Raw genomic sequence first — 19271 nt, forward strand, 5'->3', positions numbered from 1 at the left:
GGGCTCAGTCGGTCCCGGCGCCCCGCAGCAGCCTCAGGTGCAGCTCACGGGTCTGCGGCGACGGGTCGGCGCCGAGCTCCTCGGCGAGCTGGCGACGGTAGCCCTCGAAGGTGCGCAGCGCCGCCGCGGTCTCGCCCAGCTCGGCGTAGGCCGTCATGAGGGTGCGGTGGACGGCCTCGGCGCCGGGGTCGACGGCGATGGCCTGCTGGGCCAGGTCGACGGCCTCACGCAGGGCGCCGGTGCGCAGGGCGGCCTCCGCCGCGTCGGCGAGCAGCACCGAGCGCAGGCCGCGCAGGGCCGCCCGCTCGGCCCGTGCCCAGGCCGCGGTCTCGTCGTAGGCGCTGAGGTCGCCGGCCCACAGGGTCTCGGCCCGCCGCGTGTGGTCGAGCACGTCGACCAGCCGGGCGTCGAGGAAGGCCAGCCGGGCGTGGCGGGCGTGGTCGCGGTAGACGGCGACGTCGACCCACGCGCCCTCGAGCACCAGCCCCTCGGGGTGGCGCACGACGCAGTCGGCCTCGACGGCGCGCCGGATCTGGCTGGCCGCGGTGCGCAGGCTCCCGCCGGCGTGCTCGGGCGAGGACGCGGGCCACAGGGCGTCGGTGAGGGTCCGCGCCCGCACGGGCCGCCCGTCGGCCAGGGCGAGCATCCGGAAGAGGTCCATGGTCTTGCCGGTGCGCCACGCCGCGGGGGGCACGACGGTGCCGTCGCGCCGCACGACCTCGAGACCGCCGAGCAGGCGGACGAGGACGGGGGAGGTGGGGCGGGGACCGGGCATGGCAGGCGGTGCTCCGTGGGGGGAGTGGGGATCGCAGCACCGGTCTGACCGCGGACCCAACCCTAACCCCACCCCGCCCCCGGGCGCCGGAGAAACGGACCGTGGTCCGAGACACCCAGCGAGATCCTCAGGTCGTCGGCCGCTCCGGGGGGAGCAGGTCCCCGACCGCGAGCCGTCCCTCGATGACGTCGGTGGCGACCGTGCCCAGCGGGCGGGCGTGCTCGCGGGCGAAGGCGCGCATCAGGGCGAAGGCCTCCTCGATCTCGAGGTCGGCCCACTCCGCCACCACGCCCTTGGCCTGCTCCACCACGACCCGCAGGCTCAGCGCCGCCTGGAGCTGGTCGGCCAGCACCTCGCGCTGCCGGGGGGTGCGCTCCTGGAGCAGCCCGACGGTCGCGACCGCCGTGAGCGCCCTGGCGATGGCGCGGTCGTCGTCGGTGAGGTCGGTGGCCGCGGCGTAGAGCAGCGCCAGCGCGCCGAGGCGCTCCGAGCGCAGGCGCAGCGGGACAGCGTGGACGGAGGGGTAGCCGAGCTCCTCGGTGGTGCGCACGAAGCGCGGCCAGCGTCGCAGGCCCTCGGTGCGGGGCACGTTGACGACGTCGTCGCCGGAGCGGAACGCGTCGAGGCACGGCCCCTCGGCCGTGGCCAGGGTCTCGAGCCCGAGGTCGCGCGCGGCGTGGGTCGTGGTGGCGATGACCCGCAGGGCGCCGCGCTGGTCGGCCAGGACGATGGCGGCGGCGTCGGCACCGAGGATCTCGGCGCTGCGCTCGGCGAGGTTCTGGAGGAAGTCGACCACGTCGAAGTCGTCGCCGAGGGTGTCGGCGAGCTCGACGAACGTGGTGGCCAGCAGTTGCTCACGAGACACGGGTGTCCCTCCTCGGTCGTCGGTGCGGAGGCTCGGCGGGCGGGTCACCGGAAGTCGATCCTGCGGGCCACGACGTCGCGCGCCACCTCGATGATGGACCTGTCGGCCACGTAGGCGTGAGCTCGCAGCAGCAGGAGCGCGTCGTGCAGGCTCACCACGGCCTGCACCGAGACCATGCCGGTGGCCTGGTGCACCTCCGGGTGCGTGGTGAAGCCGTCGACGGCGTCGTCGAGCCGCGGGTCGTCGAGGGCCCCCTGCGAGGCGGGGTCCTGCAGGTGGAGCAGCACCACCACGGCGGCGTCCACGAAGTGCAGCGCCAGCGACAGGTCGTCGTCGTCGAGCGGCCCGGCGCGGGTGCGGTAGACGTCCAGGGCGCCGAGCCTGATGCCGCCGATGCGCAGCGGGAAGGCGAAGACCGCACCGACCCCCCGCTCGCGCAGGTGGGCGGAGTAGGCCGGCCACCGCTGCTCGCCGGCGCCGAGCTCCGCGAGCTGCACCAGCCGACCGGTGCGGAAGGCCTCCACGCAGGGCCCCTCCCCGAGGGTCAGCTGGAGCACCTCGAGCTCCTGGGCCGCCGGGTCGGAGGCGGCGACGAGCTCGCTGGTGGCGTCGGGGGCCATCACGGCGAGCCCGACCGCCACGGCGTCGAGCTCCCGCTTGGCCGAGCGGCACAGCAGCTCGGGCAGGGTGAGGTCGCTGCCCGCCTCGTCCATCAGCGACATGAGGATCCGTCCGACCGGCGTCACCGGGGCTCCGTCCCGGAGACGATCTGCTCGGCGAGGTCGCGCACCTTGACCTGCGACTCCTGCGACATCCGGCGCAGGTAGGCCATCGCCTGCTCCGAGGTGAGGGCGTGGCGCTCCATCACGATGCCCTGCGCCTGGCCGATGAGCGCGCGGGTGGTGAGCGCCTCGCGCAGGTTCTGCACCCGGTCGACCTGGCGCAGCAGCCGTCCGGCCTGCAGCGCGGTGCGGCCGAGGTCGGCCCAGCCGTCGTGCTCGAAGGCCCGCGGCCGGTGGGAGTAGAGGTCGAGGGTGACGGCGTGCCCCCGGATCGCGGGCAGGCCCAGGACGCGCACCGACAGCACGTCGAGCCCGGCGGCCGCGGTGCTCCAGTCGGGCCACAGCGGGTCGTGCCGGGTGTCGGCGATGGTCGTCGCGGACCCCTCCGGCAGCGCGCGGCTGCCGGGCCCCCCGTGCAGCAGCAGCTGCAGCTCGTCGAGCTCGGCCACCAGGGGATCGGTGAGGGCCAGCCGGGTGGCGCCGCCCGCCTCGGTGTGCAGGGAGAGGCCGGCGTGGTCGGTGCCGAGCCGCTCCCGGGCGAAGCGGGCCACCTCGCCGGCGCCCTCGGCGAGCTCCTCGCAGCGCTCGAGGCGCCCGAAGAGGTCCTCGAGGTCGGGCCAGGGTGAGGTCACGGTGCCCGCCCCCCTGGTCGGTCGTCGGTGCGCCCCGGAGTGGGCGCGGCCTGATCCGCCACCATCGCACACCCGGGGTCCGGGGGTAGCCTCCCCGCAGTGCCCGAGCCACCCAGGAGGAGGCAGCCGTGACCGGTCGTCGACCGCTCGTGCTCGCGGCCCTCGTGCTGCTGCTGCCGCTGGTCGGGTGCGACGGAGGCGGTGGCGGTGGGGACCCCGAGGGACCGGCCACGGCCTACGACCCCGCGCGCGACACCTCGGTCTACGACGACGCCCCGTCCACCGAGACCTTCGACGACGCCTTCCGGGAGGACTACGAGGCCCAGGTCTCGCTGCCCGACGGGCGCAAGGTCAGGCTGTGGTACTCCGCCTCGGGCGACCGGCTGCTGGAGCAGCACTACTCCCCGCGGGAGGGCGCCTGGACCTCGCCCGTGGTGCTGCACCGCTCCGAGGAGCCCGACCCCTGCCAGGGCATCGAGGTCACCGAGGAGGACGGCGTGGTCGCCGTCATCGCCGACTTCGGGCTCTACTGCTACGACGGGGACCCGCCCAGCGACTCTCTGGCCCTGGCCGCCACCGGCGACCTGACGACGTGGGACGTCGACTCCACCCTCGGCTTCGACGGCTGGCAGGCCATGACCATCGAGCCCGCCGCCGACGGGCCGCTCGTGACGTGGGACGGGCCCGAGGGCACCGGGCTGACCTGGACGGCGGCCTCGGGGTTCGCCGGTGGGGCCTGACCGGGCGCGCACCACCGGCCCGGCGCTCAGGCCGCGCCGAGGTCGTGGCGCAGCGTGCCGAGGATCCGGCTGAGCTGTCGCGACACCTGCACCTGGCTTACCCCGAGCTCCTCGCCGATCTCCCGCTGGCTGCGGCCCATCACGAAGCGCAGGGCCAGCACACGGCGGTCCCGGGCGTCGAGGGTGCGCACGACAGGACCCAGGTCGGCCCGGGCCTCGGCCCCGGCCAGCCCGTCGTCGGAGTCGTCGGGCAGGAGCGAGCCCAGCGTGGCGCCCCCGTCGCCGCCGGCGCCCCCGTCACCGACGGGCAGGTCGAGGGAGGTCGGCCGGAAGCAGCCGCGCGCCGCCCTGGCCTCGTCGACCTCCTGCTCCGTGGCCCGGCACGCCGCGGCCAGCTCCGCGGTGCTCGGCTCACGGCCCAGCCGCTGGGCCAGCGCGGTGCCCTGCTGCTCGAGGGCGCGCTGCAGGTCCTGGACCCGTCGCGGCGGCCGCACGGCCCAGCCCAGGTCGCGGAAGTGGCGCAGCACCTCGCCGCGGATCGTCGGCACCGCGAAGGTGAGCAGGTCCTCCGAGGCCGCCGGGTCGAAGCGGCGCACGGCCTTGACCAGGCCCTCGTAGGCGACCTGCACGAGGTCGTCGTCGGCCACCCCGCGCCCGCGGTAGCGCGCGGCGACGGCCTCGGCCACGCCGCGGTTGAGCACGACGACCTCGTCGAGCGCCTCGCGGCGGGCCTCGGGGTCGCCGGCCACGCTGCGCGCGACCAGCTCCGCCGTGCGCCGCGAGCGCTCGGCGCGGGGCACGCGGGCGGTGCGGGTGGGGTCGGCCGGGTCGGGAAGGGAGGTCGGGGGCATGACCGGGTCCTTCGGCGTGCGGGGTGGATCGCCGGTGTTTCCAGCGGGGCCCGGTCACCGACGCTAGCCACGCGGGCCGGGCGGCGACGCCACCCGCAGGGGTGCGGTGCATGACCGGGCGGGCGGGGGGAACCGGGGCCCATGCACCCCGTCCGGCACCTGTCCCCGCGCCCGTCCGTCCTCCCGGGGTCGGGCCCGCCCGCGGCGTCGCCCGCGCCGGAGCCGGTGCTGCTCAGCCGCGGGCACGCCGCCGGCACCCGCCCGCTGGTCGACCTGGCGCGCGCGGCGTACGACGTGGCCGACGCGGGGGTCGCGGCGATGGTGCGCCTCGCGCTGGAGGTCGAGGACGACGTGCCGCTGCCGGGGTCGGGGGAGACGCTGCGGCGCTGGGAGGTGCTGGCCACGGTGGCCGCCCAGGACCTCACCGCCGCGCGGGCGCTGGAGCCGCACCTCGACGCGGTCGCGGTGCTGGCCGAGGCCGGCCCGGCCGCCGCGGGCGTCGACGACCTGCTGGAGGAGGACGAGGGGAGGCCCTCGTGGGGCGTCTGGGCCGCCGAGGGACCAGGAGCGCGGCTGCGGGCGGTGCCCGACCCGGCCACCGGCGGGGTCCGGCTGACGGGCCGCAAGCCCTGGTGCTCCCTGGCGCGCGAGGTCTCCCACGCCCTGGTGACCGCCTGGGTCGACGAGGAGCGCCGCGGGCTCTTCGCGGTGCGGCTCGCCGATCCCGGCGTGCTCGTCGAGGACGGACCGTGGTCCTCGCTCGGTCTGGCCGAGGCCGTCACCTCGACCGTCGTGCTCGACGGGGTGCCGGCCCGCGAGGTCGGCGGGCCGGGCTGGTACCTCGAGCGCGCCGGCTTCGGCTGGGGCGGCATCGGCGTCGCCGCGGTCTGGTACGGCGGGGCCGTCGCGGTCGCGCGGCGGCTGCGCGAGCAGTGCGCTCGCCGCGAGCCCGACCAGGTGGCGCTGGTGCACCTCGGGGCGGTGGACGCGGCGCTGGCCGCGGCCCGGGCGGTGCTCGTCGAGGCCGCCACCGACGTCGACACCGGCTGCGCCGCCGGTGGGAGCGGTGCGCTGGCCGCGTTGCGGGCGCGCCAGGTGGTGGCCGACGCCGTGGAGGAGGTGACGGGGCGGGTCGCCCGGGCCCTGGGGCCCGGCCCGCTGGCCCACGAGCACCGCCACGCGCGGCGCGTCGCCGACCTGGGGCTCTACGTGCGCCAGCACCACGGCGAGCGCGACCAGGCCGCCCTCGGCCGGGAGCTGCTGGCCCCGAGCACGAGCGCGGACGGGGCGACGGCGTGGTGACCTTCGCCCACGACGCCCCCGGCACCGAGGCGCCGTCGTGGCGCTGCCACCCGCGGCGCCGCCAGGTGCGCGCGCTCGACCCGGCCCGCCTGCTCGGCCCGGCACCGGGCTCGGTGCTGGTGGTCGTCGCGGCCCACCCCGACGACGAGACGCTGGGGGCGGGAGCGCTGGTGGCGGAGGCCCACGCCCGCGGGGTGGAGGTGCGGGTCGTCGTGCTCACCGACGGCGAGGCCAGCCACCCCGACTCGCCCACCCACACCCCCGCCGAGCTGGCGGGGCTGCGGCGCGAGGAGGTCCGCGCCGCGGTCGACGCCCTGGCGCCGGGCTCGACCCCGTGGCTGCTGGGCCTGCCCGACGGCGCCGTGGCCGCGCACGAGGACGAGGTGGTCGCCGCCCTGGTCGGGCTGGTCGGCGACGGCCGCGACACGGTGGTCGTCGCCCCGTGGCGCGGGGACCAGCACCCCGACCACGAGGCCGCCGGGCGGGCCGCCGCCGCGGCGGTGGTGCGCACCGGTGCCCGCCTGCTGGAGTACCCCGTGTGGTTCTGGCACTGGGGCCGGCCCGACCTGGCGCCCTGGTCCGACCTGCGGGCCGTGCGGCCCTCCCCGGTGGCCCGGGAGGCCAAGGCCCGGGCGATGGCCGCCCACCGCAGCCAGGTCGCCCCGCTGTCCGCCGCGCCCGGCGACGAGGCGCTGCTGGCGCCCGGCTTCCTGGCCCACTTCACCGGCGCCGAGGAGCTCTTCGTGGAGGCCGGCGCCACCGACGAGGCGCTCGAGCAGGTGCACCGCCGCGACGCCGACCCGTGGGGCACCGACCGGCGGTGGTACGAGCAGCGCAAGCGGTCCCTGCTGCTGGCCGCGCTGCCCCGCGCCTCCTTCCTGCGGGGGCTGGAGGTGGGCTGCTCGACCGGGGCGCTCACCGCCGAGCTGGCCCCGCGCTGCCGCGAGCTCGTCGCGCTCGACGCGAGCCCGGCGGCGCTGGGCCACGCGCGCGACCGCCTGGCGCTTCTGGACGGCGTGCGGCTCGAGGCCGCCGTCGTGCCGGGGGAGTGGCCCGAGGGCGACTTCGACCTCGTCGTGCTCTCCGAGACCGGCTACTTCCTGAGCCCCCGTGACCTCGAGGGGCTGGTCGAGCGGGTGCGGGCCTGCCTCACCGACGACGGCGTCCTGGTGCTGTGCCACTGGCGCCACCGCGTCGAGGGGTGGGTGCTCGACGGCCCCGACGTCCATCGCGTCGTCGCCGCGGCGGGGCTGGGAGAGGTGCTCGGCACCTGGGTCGACCGCGACGTCGAGATCCTCGTGATCGGCCCCACCGACCTGCTGCCCGACCCTCGTGCCTGAGGCGGGCACGGTGCTCGACGCGCTCCTGGTCGTGGTGCCGGTGCACGACGAGGAGGAGCTGCTGCCCGGCTGCCTGGAGGCGCTCGCCGCGGCCTCGGCCCTGCTGGCCGTGGCCCGTCCGGCCCTGAGCCTGCTGACGCTGGTGGTGCTCGACCGCTGCACCGACGCCTCCGCCGAGGTGGCACGGTCCCACGGCGTGCGCACGGTCGCCCTCGACGCCGGCCGGGTGGGCGCGGCCCGGGCCGCCGGGGTACGGCACGGCGCGGCCCTGCTGGGCGCCCCGCCGGCCGCCACCTGGGTCGCCACGACGGACGGCGACACGGTCGTGCCCGCCGACTGGCTCGCCGCCCAGGTGCGGCTGGCCGAGCACGGCGCCCGGCTCGTGCTGGGGCGGGTCGTGCCCGACCCCCGCGACGTCGAGGAGCACCTGGCCCGGGCCTGGCGCGCCCACCACACCTCGCCCGAGCCCGGCGACCACGTCCACGGCGCCAACCTCGGCGTGCGCCTCGACGCCTACCTCGCCGCCGGGGGCTTCCCCGACGCCGCCGAGCACGAGGACTCCGCGCTCGTCGACGCGCTGCGGGCGGGGGGCGTCGTGCCCGTCGGCGGGCCGCGGGTGACGACGTCGGGGCGGCGCCGGGGTCGCACGCCGGGCGGCTTCGCGGGCTTCCTGCGCGACCTCGAGTCGCGGCTGCACGGGCCGGCCCCGCATGCGTCCGGCGCGACGGGGAACCGGGTCGTGACCGCTCCACCGGACGACCCAGGAGGCACCATGACGAGTCCCGTCCCCCGCACCCCCGCACCCGCCCGCACCGAGGGAGGCGTGCGATGAGGGCCGTGACCTGGCAGGGCGTGCGCGACATGCGCGTCGAGGACGTGCCCGACCCGACCATCGTCGACCCCACCGACGCGGTCATCCGGGTGACGAGCACCGGGCTGTGCGGCTCCGACCTGCACCTCTACGAGCCGCTCGCCCCCTTCATGACACCCGGCGACGTCGTGGGCCACGAGCCGATGGGCGTCGTGGAGGAGGTCGGCCCCGAGGTCCGCGACCTGAAGGTCGGCGACCGTGTCGTCGTGCCCTTCAACATCTGCTGCGGCACCTGCTGGATGTGCACCCAGGGCCTGCACAGCCAGTGCGAGACCACCCAGAACCGCGACCAGGGCACCGGCGCGAGCTTCCTGGGCTACAGCAAGCTCTACGGGCAGGTGCCGGGCGGACAGGCGGAGTACCTGCGCGTGCAGTTCGCCGACTTCCTGCCCGTCACGGTGCCCCAGGGCCCCGCCGACGACCGGTTCCTCTTCCTCTCCGACGTGCTGCCCACCGCCTACCAGGCCGTGCGGTACGCCGACCTCGCCCCCGACGGGGTGCTGCTCGTGGTCGGCGCCGGCCCCATCGGCGACATGGCCGCGCGGATCGCCCTGCACGAGGGCCACCGCGTGATCGTCGCCGACCGGGTGCCCGAGCGGCTGGCGCGCGTGCACGGCCGGGGCGCGGAGACCATCGACATCGACAGGGTCGACGACCTGGCCACCGAGGTGCGCGACCGCACCGCGGGCCGTGGTGCCGACGCGGTCATCGACGCGGTCGGCATGGAGGCCCACGGCAACCCCGTGGCCGAGAAGGTCGTCAAGGGCGTCGGGCTGCTCCCCGACGCGCTCGCCAGGCCGCTGATGAAGCGGGTCGGCATCGACCGGCTCGACGCGCTCACCAGCGCCATCGACGCGGTGCGCCGCGGTGGCACCGTCTCGATCTCGGGCGTCTACGGCGGGGCCGCCAGCCCGATGCCGCTGCTGACGCTCTTCGACAAGCAGATCCAGCTGCGCATGGGCCAGGCCAACGTCAGGCGCTGGACCGACGACCTGCTGCCGCTGCTCGTCGACGACGACCCGCTGGGCGTGGACACCTTCGCCACGCACCACCTGCCGCTGGAGGAGGCGCCGGCTGCGTACCGCTCGTTCCGCGATAAGGCCGACGGCATGGTCAAGGTGGTGTTCCACCCCTAGGGCGACCCGGTGGGCCCCGGTCGAGGTGGGTTGCTAGCATTCGGCTCGCTCGATCGGGGCCCAACAGCGACCCCGTCCCCTGCGCCCCCACGCGGATCTCGACGTCCGGGGTGGCGCACGCCCGGACGGAACCGCATGCTGGCCCACATGGACATCGCCGCAGCCCTCGCCCAGGCCTCCGCCGATCTCAAGCAGCCCCAGGACCTCGACGCCGCCCTCGCGACGATCGCGGAGGTGGCCTGCGAGTCCACGCCGGGCATCGACCACGTGGGCATCAGCGTCGCGCACCGTGGTGGGCGCATCGAGACCCGCGCGTGGACCGACCAGGTCGTCGTGGAGCTCGACCAGCTCCAGTACGACACCGGTCAGGGCCCCTGCCTGCAGGCCCTGGAGTCCGACGGCGTCGTGCGCGTCGAGCACGCCCGTCACGAGCAGCGCTGGCCGGCCTTCATCCCCGGCGCCGTGCGGCTCGGGCTGCGCTCGCAGCTCGGGGTGCGGCTCAACTCCGACGCCCGCACCTTCGGCGCGCTCAACCTCTACTCCTTCTCCTCCGACACCCTCTCCGACGAGACCGTGCAGATGAGCGAGCTCTTCGCCTCCCACGCGGCGCTGGCGATGGGTCACGCCGAGCGGATCGGCAACCTCAGCGCCGCCCTGACCAGCCGGAAGGTCATCGGGATCGCGCTGGGACTGCTCATGCACCGCCTCGAGATCGACGAGCCGACGGCGTTCGCCTACCTGACCCGCATGTCGGCCAGCACCGAGACCAAGCTGCGCGACGTCGCCGCCTCGGTCGTGGCCGACCACGAGGCGCGCTTCGGCCGCGGCGCGACCGAGGCCGGGGAGCCGGAGCCCGCGGGCGCCTAGGCTCCCGTGCCCGCGCCGCCCGCCCCGGCCACCTCGTGCACCTGCGTGCCGGCCAGGGACGGGTCGATGAGGACCTTGGCGTGGCGCTCGGGGTCGCCCAGCGCCTCGAAGGCCCCGGCGACGCCGTCGAGGCCGACCCGGCCGGTGAGCATGGGCGAGGGGTCGAGGTCGCCCTCGCCCAGCGCGTGCAGGGTGTCGCGGAACTCCAGCGGCGTGTAGCCCACCACGAAGCGCAGGTCGAGCTCCTTGTTGACCGCCAGCGAGGGGCGCAGCGTGTCGGGGCCCATGCAGACGCCGACCACGACCACCCGGGAGAAGAGCGGGGCCCCGGCGAGCACACCGTCGAGCATGCCGGGCACGCCCACGCACTCGAAGACCACGGGCGCCTTCGGCGTGGCGGCGCCGACCCGCTCTGCCGCGCGCCAGCCGTGCCACCAGCCGACCGGCAGCCGGCTCAGGCCCTCGACGGCGTCGATCGCGGCGTTGTAGGCGGCCGGCAGGGTCGCGAAGGCGCCGCGCTGCACCGCCGTGTCGTACGGCGACGCCACGGCCGGGTCGACCACGACGTCGGCGCCGCACGCGGTGGCGAGGGCGCGCCGCCCGGGGGAGGGGTCGCTGGCCACGACGTGGCGCACCCCGCGGGCCTTGAGCACCGTGACGACCGCGAGGCCGACCGGGCCGCAGCCCAGCACGACGGCGGTGTCGCGCCGGCGCACCTGCCCGCGGGCCACGGCGTGCCAGGCCACGGCCATCGGCTCGGTCAGCGCCGCGACGTCGGCGTCGAGCCCGTTGGGCACCGGCAGCGCCAGCGACTCCTGCACCACCACCTGCTCGGCGTAGGCGCCCGGGGCGGCGAGGGACAGGCCGATCCCGTCGACCTCGCGGCCGCGCCGCAGCAGCGGCACGGCGACGACGGGCGTGCCGGGCCGCAGCCGACCGCGGGTGCGGGGGCCGTGGTCGGCGACCTCGCCGAGCAGCTCGTGGCCGAAGACGCCGGGCTGGCCCGAGCGCATGAAGCGGGGGTAGCCGACGAGGTCGAGCACGTCGGCGAGGTCGTCGCCGTGGTGGCGCGCGTGCAGGTCGGAGCCGCAGATGCCGCAGCGCCGCACGTCGAGGAGCAGCTGGCCGGGTCCGGGCTCGGGGTCGGGCAGGTCGACGACGGCGAGCTCGCCGTCGGTGCAGGTCACGGCGCGCATCCGGGGAGACTAGCGGCGCGCCTTGCCGGTGGCGGTAAGAATGCAGCATGCGTCGGCCCGCTCGACCCCGCCGGGCCGCCCTCGCCGCGGCCGTCGTCGCCGCGCTCGTCGTGGCCGGCGCGGGCACGGCCGCGGTGACCGGCCTGGGCGGCGAGGACGCCGTCGCGGTCGACGAGCAGGAGCTCGAGGTGGCGGTGGGGCCGGAGCCCTCGGGGGAGCGGGTCTCCCTCGACGTGTCGGTCTTCGCGCCCGAGGAGGGCGCCCCGGGCGCCGACGACGAGGGCCGCCGCGCCGCGGTGCTGCTGGCCCACGGCTTCGGCGGCAGCAAGGACGACCTCGCCGCCCAGGCCCGCTCGGTGGCCGCCGAGGGCTACGTCGTGCTGACCTGGACCGCGCGCGGCTTCGGCGACTCCGGCGGCCTGATCCACCTCGACTCCCCGGACTACGAGGTCGCCGACGCCTCGCGGCTGCTCGACCTGCTCGCCGAGCGCGACGACGTGCTGCTCGACGCCCCCGGCGACCCCCGCGCCGGCATCGCCGGCGGCTCCTACGGCGGGGCGCTGGCGCTGATGGCCGCGGCCTACGACGACCGCGTCGACGCGATCGTGCCCGCCATCACCTGGCACGACCTGTCGCAGGGGCTCTTCCCGCAGCGCGCGCTCTCCGGCAGCGCCGCGGACGACTCGACCGCTCCCGGCGTGCTCAAGCAGCGCTGGGCCTCGCTCTTCTTCGCATCCGGCCTGGCCGCGGGTCTCGACCCCTCGGCCGCCTCCGCGGCCCCGGGCGTCGACCCGCAGTGCGGGCGCTTCGCCCCCCGGGTCTGCCGGCTCTACGACGAGGCCGCCACCACGGGCCGACCCGACGAGGCGGTCCTGCGGCTGCTGCGCCGCTCCTCCCCGGCGCCGGTGCTCGACCGGATCGCCGCGCCGACGCTGCTCGTGCAGGGCCTCCAGGACTCCCTCTTCGGCCTCGACCAGGCCGACGCCACCGCCCGCGGCCTCGCCGCCGGGGGCACGCCGGTCGCGGTGCGCTGGATCGACGGCGGCCACGACGCCTCCGGCACGGCGCTGTCGGCCGACGACCTGGTCGACCCGGCGCTGGCGTGGTTCGACCACCACCTGCGCGGCGGGCCCGACCCCGGCGAGGCCTTCGACCTCTCGCTGCCGGCCTCGCCCTTCGGCGAGGAGGAGGCCGAGCAGCTCACGGCCCCGGCGTACGGCGAGGAGACCACGACCACCCTCCCGCTGGCAGGCGCTCGTGGCGACGGCCCGCAGCCGCTGCTCTCGCCGCCCGGCGGGCAGCCCGCGGCGCTGACGTCGCTGCCCGGCACCGGGCCGCTGCTGGGCGCCGCCGGGTCGACCGGCGCCGGCTACGCGCTCGGGGCCCTGCCGGGGGAGTCGGCGGTCTTCGACACCCCGGCCCTCGACGAGCCGCTCACCGTCGTGGGCAGCCCGCGGGTGCGGCTCTCGGTGGTCTCCTCGACCACCGACGCCACCCTCTTCGCCTCGGCCTGGGTGGTCTCGGCCGACGGCGCCGCGACCCTGCCGCGCCAGCTGGTCTCGCCCGTGCGCCTCGAGGGCCTCACGCCGGGGCGCCCGCGCGAGGTCGAGGTGGCCCTGCCGACGTCGGCCTACCGCGTCGAGGCCGGGCAGTCGCTGCGCGTGGTGGTCTCCAGCACCGACGCGGCCTACGCCGTGCCCCAGGACCGCCGCACCTACGTCGTGTCGCTGGCCGGCGACGGCGTCGTCGTGCCGAGCGTCGACGCGGAGCGCACGGCCGGCACCGGCGGGCTGGCGCCCACGCCGCTGGTGGTGGCGGTGGGCCTGCTGCTGCTCGGGGCGGCCGCGCTGGCGCTGCTGGCCGGCCGGCGGCGCCGCGAGGCGCCCGTGGTCGCGGAGCTGGCCGACGTGCCGCTGGCCGTCGACGGGCTGGTGAAGCAGTACAGCAACGGCTTCCGTGCCGTCGACGGCACCTCCTGGCGCGCCGAGCGCGGCCAGGTCGTCGGCCTGCTGGGGCCCAACGGCGCCGGCAAGACCACCACCATGCGCATGCTCGTCGGCCTGATCCGCGCCGACGGCGGCAGCGTGCACGTGCTCGGCCACCGCGTCACCGCGGGCGCCCCGGTGCTGGCGCGGGTCGGCGCCCTCATCGAGGGCCCCGGCTTCCTGCCGCACCTCTCGGGTCGCGACAACCTGCTGGCCTACTGGGCCGCCACCGGCAACGACCCCGCCGCCGCGCACCTCGAGGAGACGCTGGCCATCGCCGACCTCGGGGTCGCCGCCGAGCGGCCCGTGCGCTCCTACAGCCAGGGCATGCGCCAGCGCCTGGGCATCGCCCAGGCCATGCTCGGCCTGCCCGAGCTGCTGCTGCTCGACGAGCCCACCAACGGCCTCGACCCGCCGCAGATCCGCAACCTGCGCGGCGTGCTGGCCCGCTACGCCACCGGGGGCCGCACCGTCGTGGTCTCCAGCCACCTGCTCTCCGAGGTCGAGCAGACCTGCAGCCACGTCGTGGTCATGCACCGCGGCCGGGTGGTGCTCGAGGGTGCCGTCGCCGACCTCGTCGACCGCTCGGGCTCCACCCTCGTCACCGTCGAGGGCGACCCGGCCCGCGCCGTCGAGGCGCTCACGGGTCCCGGTGGCCCCGGCGGCGTCGAGCAGGCCGCCGTCGAGCCCGACGGACGCGTGCGCGTCGTCGGCACCGCCTCGCGCCCCGTGCTCGTCGCGCGGCTGGTCGAGGCGGGGGTGCCCGTCGCCGCCGTCGACGGGCGCCGCCACCTCGAGGAGGTCTTCATGAGCCTGGTCGGCGAGGGCCAGCCCGCCCAGGTCGCCGACGCCGGGGAGGCACGCCGATGAGCCACCAGACCACCCCGCACCGTCCGCTGCCGCTGCGCGCGGAGGTCCGGCGCCAGCTGCGGCGACGGCGTACGCGGCTGTCGTTCGGGTTCCTGGTCGTGCTGCCGCTGCTGCTGGTGGGCGCCTTCGCGCTGGGCTCCGACGACAGCGAGGGCGGCACGTCGTTCGTCGACCTGGCCCAGGTGGGGCCGGCCAACCTGGCGGTCTTCGCGATGTTCGCCTCGGCCGGCTTCCTGCTCGTCGTGCTGGTGGCGCTCTTCGCCGGCGATGCCGTGCCGTCGGAGGCGAGCTGGTCGACGCTGCGCTACCTGCTGGCCGCGCCGGTGCCGCGGGGGCGGCTGCTGCGGGTCAAGCTCACCGTCGCGCTGGCCACCACGCTGGTCGCGCTCGTGCTGCTGCCGGCCTGGTCGATGCTGGTGGGGCTGGTCGCCTACGGCACCGAGGCCTACCAGGGCCCCACCGGTGAGCAGCTGACCTGGGCCGAGACGGGGCTGCGCCTGGCGGTCGCGGTGGGCTACCTCTTCGTCAGCCTGCTCTTCGTCTCCTCGCTGGCCGTCCTCATCGGGGTGCTCACCGACGCCCCGCTCGGGGCCGTGGGCGGTGCCGTGCTGATCACCATCGTCTCCAACATCCTCGACACCATCAGCCCGCTCGGGCGGCTGCGCGAGGCGCTGCCGACCCACGAGCAGTTCGCCTGGGCCGAGGCCCTGCAGCGCGACGTGGAGTGGTCGGGCATGGCCAGCGGCGCGCTGTGGTCGATCGGCTACTCGGTGGTGCTGCTCACCGCGGCCTTCGTGCTCTTCCAGCGCAAGGACGTGCTCAGCTAGGCGCCCCCGCCCGGCGGCAGCGCCGGCTCAGAGCCCGAGCAGGCGGCGCAGCGTGGTGATCACGCCGTGGTCGAGGTGGGAGGGGGCGCGGTAGCGCGCCCGGGCCAGCACCTCGGGGTGGGCGTTGTCCATGGCGAAGGACAGGCCCGCGGCGTCGAGCATCTCCAGGTCGTTGAGGTAGTCGCCGAAGGCGACCGTCTGCTCGGCGGAGACCCCGAGCTCCTCCTGGAGCCGGCGCACGGCCACGCCCTTGTCGACCCGGGGGTGCATCACGTCGACCCAGTGGGCGCCGGAGACGACCACCTGGTGGGTCTCGCCGAAGTCGGCCAGCGCGGGCGCGGTGCCCTCCTGGGGGTCGGCGAAGCTGAAGACGGCCACCTTCACCACGTCGTCCTCGACGGTGTCGAGGTCGTCGAGCTCGACCAGGGAGGCGTAGTAGGGGTCGACGTGGTCGAGGAAGGCCCGGTCGGTGCGCTCGACGTAGGCCGCGCGCTTGCCGCAGACCACCATGCCCAGGTCGTGGCCCTGCGCGGTGAGGTCGCGGCCCCGGCGCACGAGGCGCGCGACGACGTCGGGCGCGAGGGTGGTGGAGCTGATCTCGGCCTCGTCGCGCACGACGTAGCTGCCGTTCTCGGCGATGAAGACCATGCCCTCGCGCGCCCGGTCGAACTGGCGCGCCAGCGTGGCGTACTGCCGCCCGCTCGCGGGGGAGAAGACGACGCCGCGCTCGCGCATCGCCTCCAGCAGCGGCCACAGGTCCTCGGGGATCCGGCCCTTGCCGTCGAGCAGGGTGCCGTCCATGTCGACGACGACCAGGCGCACGTCGGCGCCCTCGGGCAGCGGGGAGGTCGGGTCGGCGACAGCGGTGCTCACGCCACCAGGGTCCCAGCCGGGTCGGCTCGGCCGGCGGGCGGGGCCGTGCGACCCTGGGCCCCCGGCGCCCCTCTGGCTAGGGTGGTCCCGACCGCCCGGGGCCCAACCACGACCCCTCCCGGCAGTCGCTCTGGTCGGAGTCCCCCATGGCTTCCCCGGCTTCCCCGGCTTCCGGGCACCGTGTCGCGCCGGTGCTGCTCGCCCCCGTGGCGCTGCCCCCGCTGCTGCGCATCGGCCTCGACACCGTCGTGCGCCGCCACGCCTGCCGGGTCGCGCTGGCCCCCGCGGTCTCGCCCCGCCCGCCCGACGTGGCCATCTTCGAGCCGTCCTCGCTGGACGACCGGGAAGCCGACGCGGTCCTGAGCTGCCCGTCGATCGCCCTGAGCTTCGACACCAGCCCCTGGGGCCTGCGCCGGGCGCGCTCGCTCGGGGCCGACGAGGTGCTGCCCGTCTCGGTCGACCCGGCCGAGCTGGTCGCCGCCGTCGAGCGGCTGGCCCGGCGCCGCGACGAGCCGGCTGCCGGCGGCGCCGACCCGGCCCCGCTCCCCGGCGCCCTGTCGGGGCGCGAGCACGAGATCGTCTGCCTGATCTGCGACGGGCTGTCCAACGCCGAGATCAGCCGGCGGCTCTACCTCAGCATCAACTCGGTGAAGACCTACATCCGCTCGGCCTACCTCAAGATGGGCGTGACCAGCCGTTCGCAGGCCGTGCTGTGGGGCGTGGAGCACGGCTGCTCCCGCCTCTCGGACTGAGCCGGCGCGGGAAGCGGCCCGGGGGTCAGCGGGCGATCTCGGAGGGGTCGCCCGGGCGGCGTACGGCGCGCGTGGGGCCGGGCAGGCCCCAGTCGGGGCCGCCGAGGCGCGAGACCGGCTGCATCCGGTCGTAGGACGGCAGGCCGTCGACCACGACGTCGTCCTCGACGCTGATCCACACGACCTCGCCCAGCACGAGGGTCGAGGACCCGAGGTCGACGGTGGAGTGCAGGCGGCACTCGATCGCCGCGGGCGAGGCCGCGACCGCGGGCGGGCCGACGACGGTGCTCGGGCGCATCTCGACGCCGAGCTCGGCGGCCTCGTCCTGGTCGGGGGCGAAGCGGGCGCTGCTGTCGTTGACCTGGTCCATCAGCGGCAGCGTGGCCACGCTGACGGTGAACTCGCCGGTCGCCACGACGTTGCGCAGGGTGTCCTTGTCGCCGATCGAGGCGAAGGCCACCACCGGCGGGTCGGCGCAGACGACGGTGAAGAAGGAGTGGGGCGCCAGGTTGCCGACGCCGTCGGCGGAGCGGGAGGCGACCCAGGCGATGGGCCGGGGCACGACCAGGGACGACAGCAGGGCGTAGGTGTTGGTGTCGTCGCTGCGGGGGTCGAAGTCGGTGCGCACGCGTCCAGCCTGCCAGGGGCGGCCACGCCCGCGGGGGGCGGTGCGCCACCATGGGGTCATGCCTGCCTACTGGATCAGCACCTACCTCGAGATCACCGACCCCGAGAAGCTCGCGGCCTACGCCGAGCTCGCCGGCCCCGCCATCGTCGGCGCCGGCGGCCGCTTCCTGGCCCGCGGCCTGCCCGCGAAGGTCTACGAGGCCGGGCGCGAGCAGCGCTCGGTGCTCGTGGAGTTCGAGTCGGTGGAGGCGGCCGTCGCCGCGCACGACACCCCGGCCTACCAGGAGGCCCTCGCCGCGCTCGGCGACGGCGCCGTGCGCGACCTGCGGATCGTGCCCGGGGCCTGACCCCCGCTCAGCCGGCCAGGAGCAGGTCGGCCAGCTCGGCGGCCTGTGAGCGGATCTCGGGCACCGCGGTGGTCTCCCACAGCGCACCCTTGCGGGGCGGGCCGACGACGTGGAGCCCCGGCACGAGGTCGCCGTCGGCGCGCAGCACCGCACCCTCGGGCGTGCAGCGCACGCCGAGGCCGAGCGGGTCGCCCACGACCAGACCTCGCCGCCGCAGCGAGGCCAGCAGAGGCGAGGTGGTGGCGTCGAGGTCGGTGGTGGGGCCGGTGCAGTTGACGACCGCGTCGGCGACCACGGACTCGCCGCCACCCCCGGGCGTGACCCGGCACCGCGTGCCGAGGTCCTCGACACCGGCCAGCCCGCCGCCGACGACCTGCAGCCGCCCGGCGTCGACGTAGCCCCTGATGCGCGCGGCCACACCGGGCGCCATGCGGTGGCGCAGCACCTCCCAGTGCCGGGCGTGGCGGCTGAGGAAGCAGCGCCGCTCGGAGCCCTCGAGGCGGGTCCAGGTGCGCTGGGTCGCCCCGCGCAGGCCGTCGACGACCGAGCGCCAACAGACGCCGTGGTGGCGGGCGCGCGCGATCTGGCCGACCACGTGGGCGGCCAGGCCGTCGGCGGTGAGCGGGCCGCTCGGCATCGGGGTGGCCCAGCTCGTCGAGCACGGCGACGGTAGGTGGGAGTGGGGCAGCAGGCCCGTGCGGCTCAGCATCACCACCCGGCGCGCCGGGTGGTCGCCGAGCAGGCTCAGGGCGGCGTCGACCGCGGTGAGCCCGCTGCCCACCAGCACGACGGTGGCGTCCCGGGGCAGCGCGGCGAGGGCGGCGGCGTCCCACGCCGAGCCGACGTGCCAGGGCGCGTCGGGCACCGCGCCCTGCTCGGTGCGCAGCGGGCGCGGCTCGAGGTTGCCGTAGGCCAGCACCGCCCGGTCGGCCTCGGTGGTGGCGTCGCGGCCGCGCACGAGGAAGCGCCCGCCGCTGGCGGGGGCGACGTCGACGACGCTCTCGCGGCGCACCTCGAGGGTGGCCACCGAGGAGCGGCGGCTCTCCTCGAGCACGTCGGTGAGGTAGTGGGCCCAGGTCGCGCGCGGCAGGAAGCCCACGGGGTCGCTCGGCCGGCCGGTGCGCTCGGCCCAGGCCACGAGGTGGCCCGGCTCGTCGGGCAGCGCGCTCATGTCGCGGCTGCGCACGTTGAGGAGGTGGCGCCGGTCGGTGGTGCGGTAGGCCACGCCACGCGCCGGCACGGGGGCGGGCTCGTGGAGCACGACCCGCAGGTCGGGGTCGGTGGCGCGGCGCAGCAGGTGGGCGGCGGTCAGGGCGCCGCTGGCGCCGCCGCCGACGACGGAGATCGTGGTGGGCATGGGGGGCCTCCTCGTAGGTCGTTCACCCTCAACCCTACTCGATTACTCGACTTACGAGGGTTTCGGCGCGAGGGGCCCCGCCGGGTCAGCGCCGGGTCAGCGACGCATGCGGGGCAGCAGGTACAGCACGGCGAACGCGACAGCGGCGACGACGACGAGGACGACGAGGATCTTCACGAGGGCTCCTGGGCTCGGGTGCCGCGCGGCGGTGCGCGACGGACCCACCCTGGCACGCCCGCGCTCCCGATCGGGTCCTCGCGGGTGAGGGGCGCGCCG

20 protein-coding genes are annotated in these 19271 nt (G+C 76.6%); 10 read left to right on the plus strand and 10 right to left on the minus strand.

All coding sequences use genetic code 11. The annotated features are described in order from the left end of the window. Positions 1 to 4: 4 nt before the first annotated feature. The 4 genes from LPA27_RS04580 to LPA27_RS04595 all read right to left on the minus strand — a co-directional run bounded on the left by LPA27_RS04580 (position 5) and on the right by LPA27_RS04595 (position 3054). Positions 5 to 775: an AfsR/SARP family transcriptional regulator gene (locus LPA27_RS04580; RefSeq protein WP_228941671.1), complete on the minus strand. Its 771-nt coding sequence runs from the start codon at positions 773 to 775 to the stop codon at positions 5 to 7. Positions 776 to 902: 127 nt separating this feature from the next. Next, positions 903 to 1640, minus strand: a complete 738-nt coding sequence (locus tag LPA27_RS04585; RefSeq protein ID WP_228941672.1) for a GAF and ANTAR domain-containing protein — start codon at positions 1638 to 1640, stop codon at positions 903 to 905. Between the two features lie 44 nt (positions 1641 to 1684). Beyond that, positions 1685 to 2386 (minus strand): GAF domain-containing protein, encoded by a 702-nt coding sequence (locus LPA27_RS04590; RefSeq protein ID WP_228941673.1) that lies wholly within the window; start codon positions 2384 to 2386, stop codon positions 1685 to 1687. Beyond that, entirely contained in the window at positions 2383 to 3054 is a 672-nt protein-coding gene (locus LPA27_RS04595) for an ANTAR domain-containing protein (protein ID WP_228941674.1), read from the minus strand. The genes LPA27_RS04590 and LPA27_RS04595 overlap by 4 nt, the downstream gene beginning before the upstream one ends. A 128-nt stretch (positions 3055 to 3182) precedes the next feature. On the opposite strand from LPA27_RS04595, the gene LPA27_RS04600 reads away from it, so the two are divergent. Continuing rightward, a complete protein-coding gene (locus LPA27_RS04600; RefSeq protein WP_228941675.1) occupies positions 3183 to 3794 on the plus strand; it encodes a hypothetical protein in 612 nt (203 codons plus the stop codon). Positions 3795 to 3820: 26 nt separating this feature from the next. Here the strand turns inward: LPA27_RS04600 and LPA27_RS04605 are convergent, their stop codons facing one another. Then, positions 3821 to 4645, minus strand: a complete 825-nt coding sequence (locus tag LPA27_RS04605) for a sigma-70 family RNA polymerase sigma factor (protein WP_056863243.1) — start codon at positions 4643 to 4645, stop codon at positions 3821 to 3823. 225 nt (positions 4646 to 4870) lie between these two features. Between LPA27_RS04605 and LPA27_RS04610 the strand changes: the two genes are divergently transcribed. From LPA27_RS04610 to LPA27_RS04630, 5 genes are all read left to right on the plus strand, one after another. Beyond that, positions 4871 to 5947 (plus strand): hypothetical protein, encoded by a 1077-nt coding sequence (locus tag LPA27_RS04610; RefSeq protein ID WP_056863244.1) that lies wholly within the window; start codon positions 4871 to 4873, stop codon positions 5945 to 5947. After that, positions 5941 to 7287, plus strand: a complete 1347-nt coding sequence (locus LPA27_RS04615) for a PIG-L family deacetylase (protein WP_056863245.1) — start codon at positions 5941 to 5943, stop codon at positions 7285 to 7287. Before LPA27_RS04610 ends, LPA27_RS04615 begins: the two co-directional genes overlap by 7 nt. Before the next feature lie 10 nt (positions 7288 to 7297). Further along, complete coding sequence (locus LPA27_RS04620; protein ID WP_228941676.1) at positions 7298 to 8119, plus strand: glycosyltransferase; 822 nt, start codon at positions 7298 to 7300, stop codon at positions 8117 to 8119. After that, entirely contained in the window at positions 8116 to 9294 is a 1179-nt protein-coding gene (locus tag LPA27_RS04625; RefSeq protein WP_228941677.1) for an alcohol dehydrogenase catalytic domain-containing protein, read from the plus strand. The genes LPA27_RS04620 and LPA27_RS04625 overlap by 4 nt, the downstream gene beginning before the upstream one ends. A gap of 147 nt (positions 9295 to 9441) precedes the next feature. Then, positions 9442 to 10161, plus strand: coding sequence for a GAF and ANTAR domain-containing protein (locus LPA27_RS04630; protein ID WP_162242265.1), 720 nt, complete (start codon positions 9442 to 9444; stop codon positions 10159 to 10161). Here the strand turns inward: LPA27_RS04630 and LPA27_RS04635 are convergent. Then, entirely contained in the window at positions 10158 to 11357 is a 1200-nt protein-coding gene (locus tag LPA27_RS04635; RefSeq protein WP_228941678.1) for a zinc-binding dehydrogenase, read from the minus strand. The two genes, LPA27_RS04630 and LPA27_RS04635, sit on opposite strands and share 4 nt — an antisense overlap. 47 nt (positions 11358 to 11404) lie before the next feature. Between LPA27_RS04635 and LPA27_RS04640 the strand changes: the two genes are divergently transcribed. Beyond that, entirely contained in the window at positions 11405 to 14212 is a 2808-nt protein-coding gene (locus tag LPA27_RS04640) for an alpha/beta fold hydrolase (protein ID WP_228941679.1), read from the plus strand. Next, complete coding sequence (locus LPA27_RS04645; RefSeq protein WP_228941680.1) at positions 14209 to 15039, plus strand: ABC transporter permease; 831 nt, start codon at positions 14209 to 14211, stop codon at positions 15037 to 15039. The genes LPA27_RS04640 and LPA27_RS04645 overlap by 4 nt, the downstream gene beginning before the upstream one ends. A gap of 27 nt (positions 15040 to 15066) precedes the next feature. On the opposite strand, the gene LPA27_RS04650 is transcribed toward LPA27_RS04645, so the two are convergent. Further along, positions 15067 to 15912, minus strand: a complete 846-nt coding sequence (locus LPA27_RS04650; RefSeq protein WP_228941681.1) for a Cof-type HAD-IIB family hydrolase — start codon at positions 15910 to 15912, stop codon at positions 15067 to 15069. 146 nt (positions 15913 to 16058) lie between these two features. Here LPA27_RS04650 and LPA27_RS04655 point away from each other — a divergent pair, with 146 nt between their 5' ends. Further along, positions 16059 to 16664, plus strand: a complete 606-nt coding sequence (locus tag LPA27_RS04655) for a helix-turn-helix transcriptional regulator (protein ID WP_228941682.1) — start codon at positions 16059 to 16061, stop codon at positions 16662 to 16664. A 25-nt stretch (positions 16665 to 16689) separates the two neighbouring features. Here LPA27_RS04655 and LPA27_RS04660 read toward each other — a convergent pair whose 3' ends face one another. After that, entirely contained in the window at positions 16690 to 17292 is a 603-nt protein-coding gene (locus tag LPA27_RS04660; protein ID WP_056863259.1) for a flavin reductase family protein, read from the minus strand. Positions 17293 to 17350: 58 nt separating this feature from the next. On the opposite strand from LPA27_RS04660, the gene LPA27_RS04665 reads away from it, so the two are divergent. Further along, positions 17351 to 17638, plus strand: a complete 288-nt coding sequence (locus tag LPA27_RS04665) for a DUF1330 domain-containing protein (RefSeq protein WP_056863260.1) — start codon at positions 17351 to 17353, stop codon at positions 17636 to 17638. A gap of 7 nt (positions 17639 to 17645) precedes the next feature. On the opposite strand, the gene LPA27_RS04670 is transcribed toward LPA27_RS04665, so the two are convergent. Then, positions 17646 to 18995 (minus strand): FAD/NAD(P)-binding protein, encoded by a 1350-nt coding sequence (locus LPA27_RS04670; protein WP_228941683.1) that lies wholly within the window; start codon positions 18993 to 18995, stop codon positions 17646 to 17648. 96 nt (positions 18996 to 19091) lie between these two features. Continuing rightward, positions 19092 to 19220 (minus strand): hypothetical protein, encoded by a 129-nt coding sequence (locus LPA27_RS19220; protein ID WP_267477179.1) that lies wholly within the window; start codon positions 19218 to 19220, stop codon positions 19092 to 19094. Between the last annotated feature and the right edge of the window lie 51 nt (positions 19221 to 19271).

Source organism: Nocardioides sp. Leaf374 (assembly GCF_916862475.1).
GTDB classification, from domain to species: Bacteria; Actinomycetota; Actinomycetes; order Propionibacteriales; family Nocardioidaceae; genus Nocardioides; species Nocardioides kribbensis.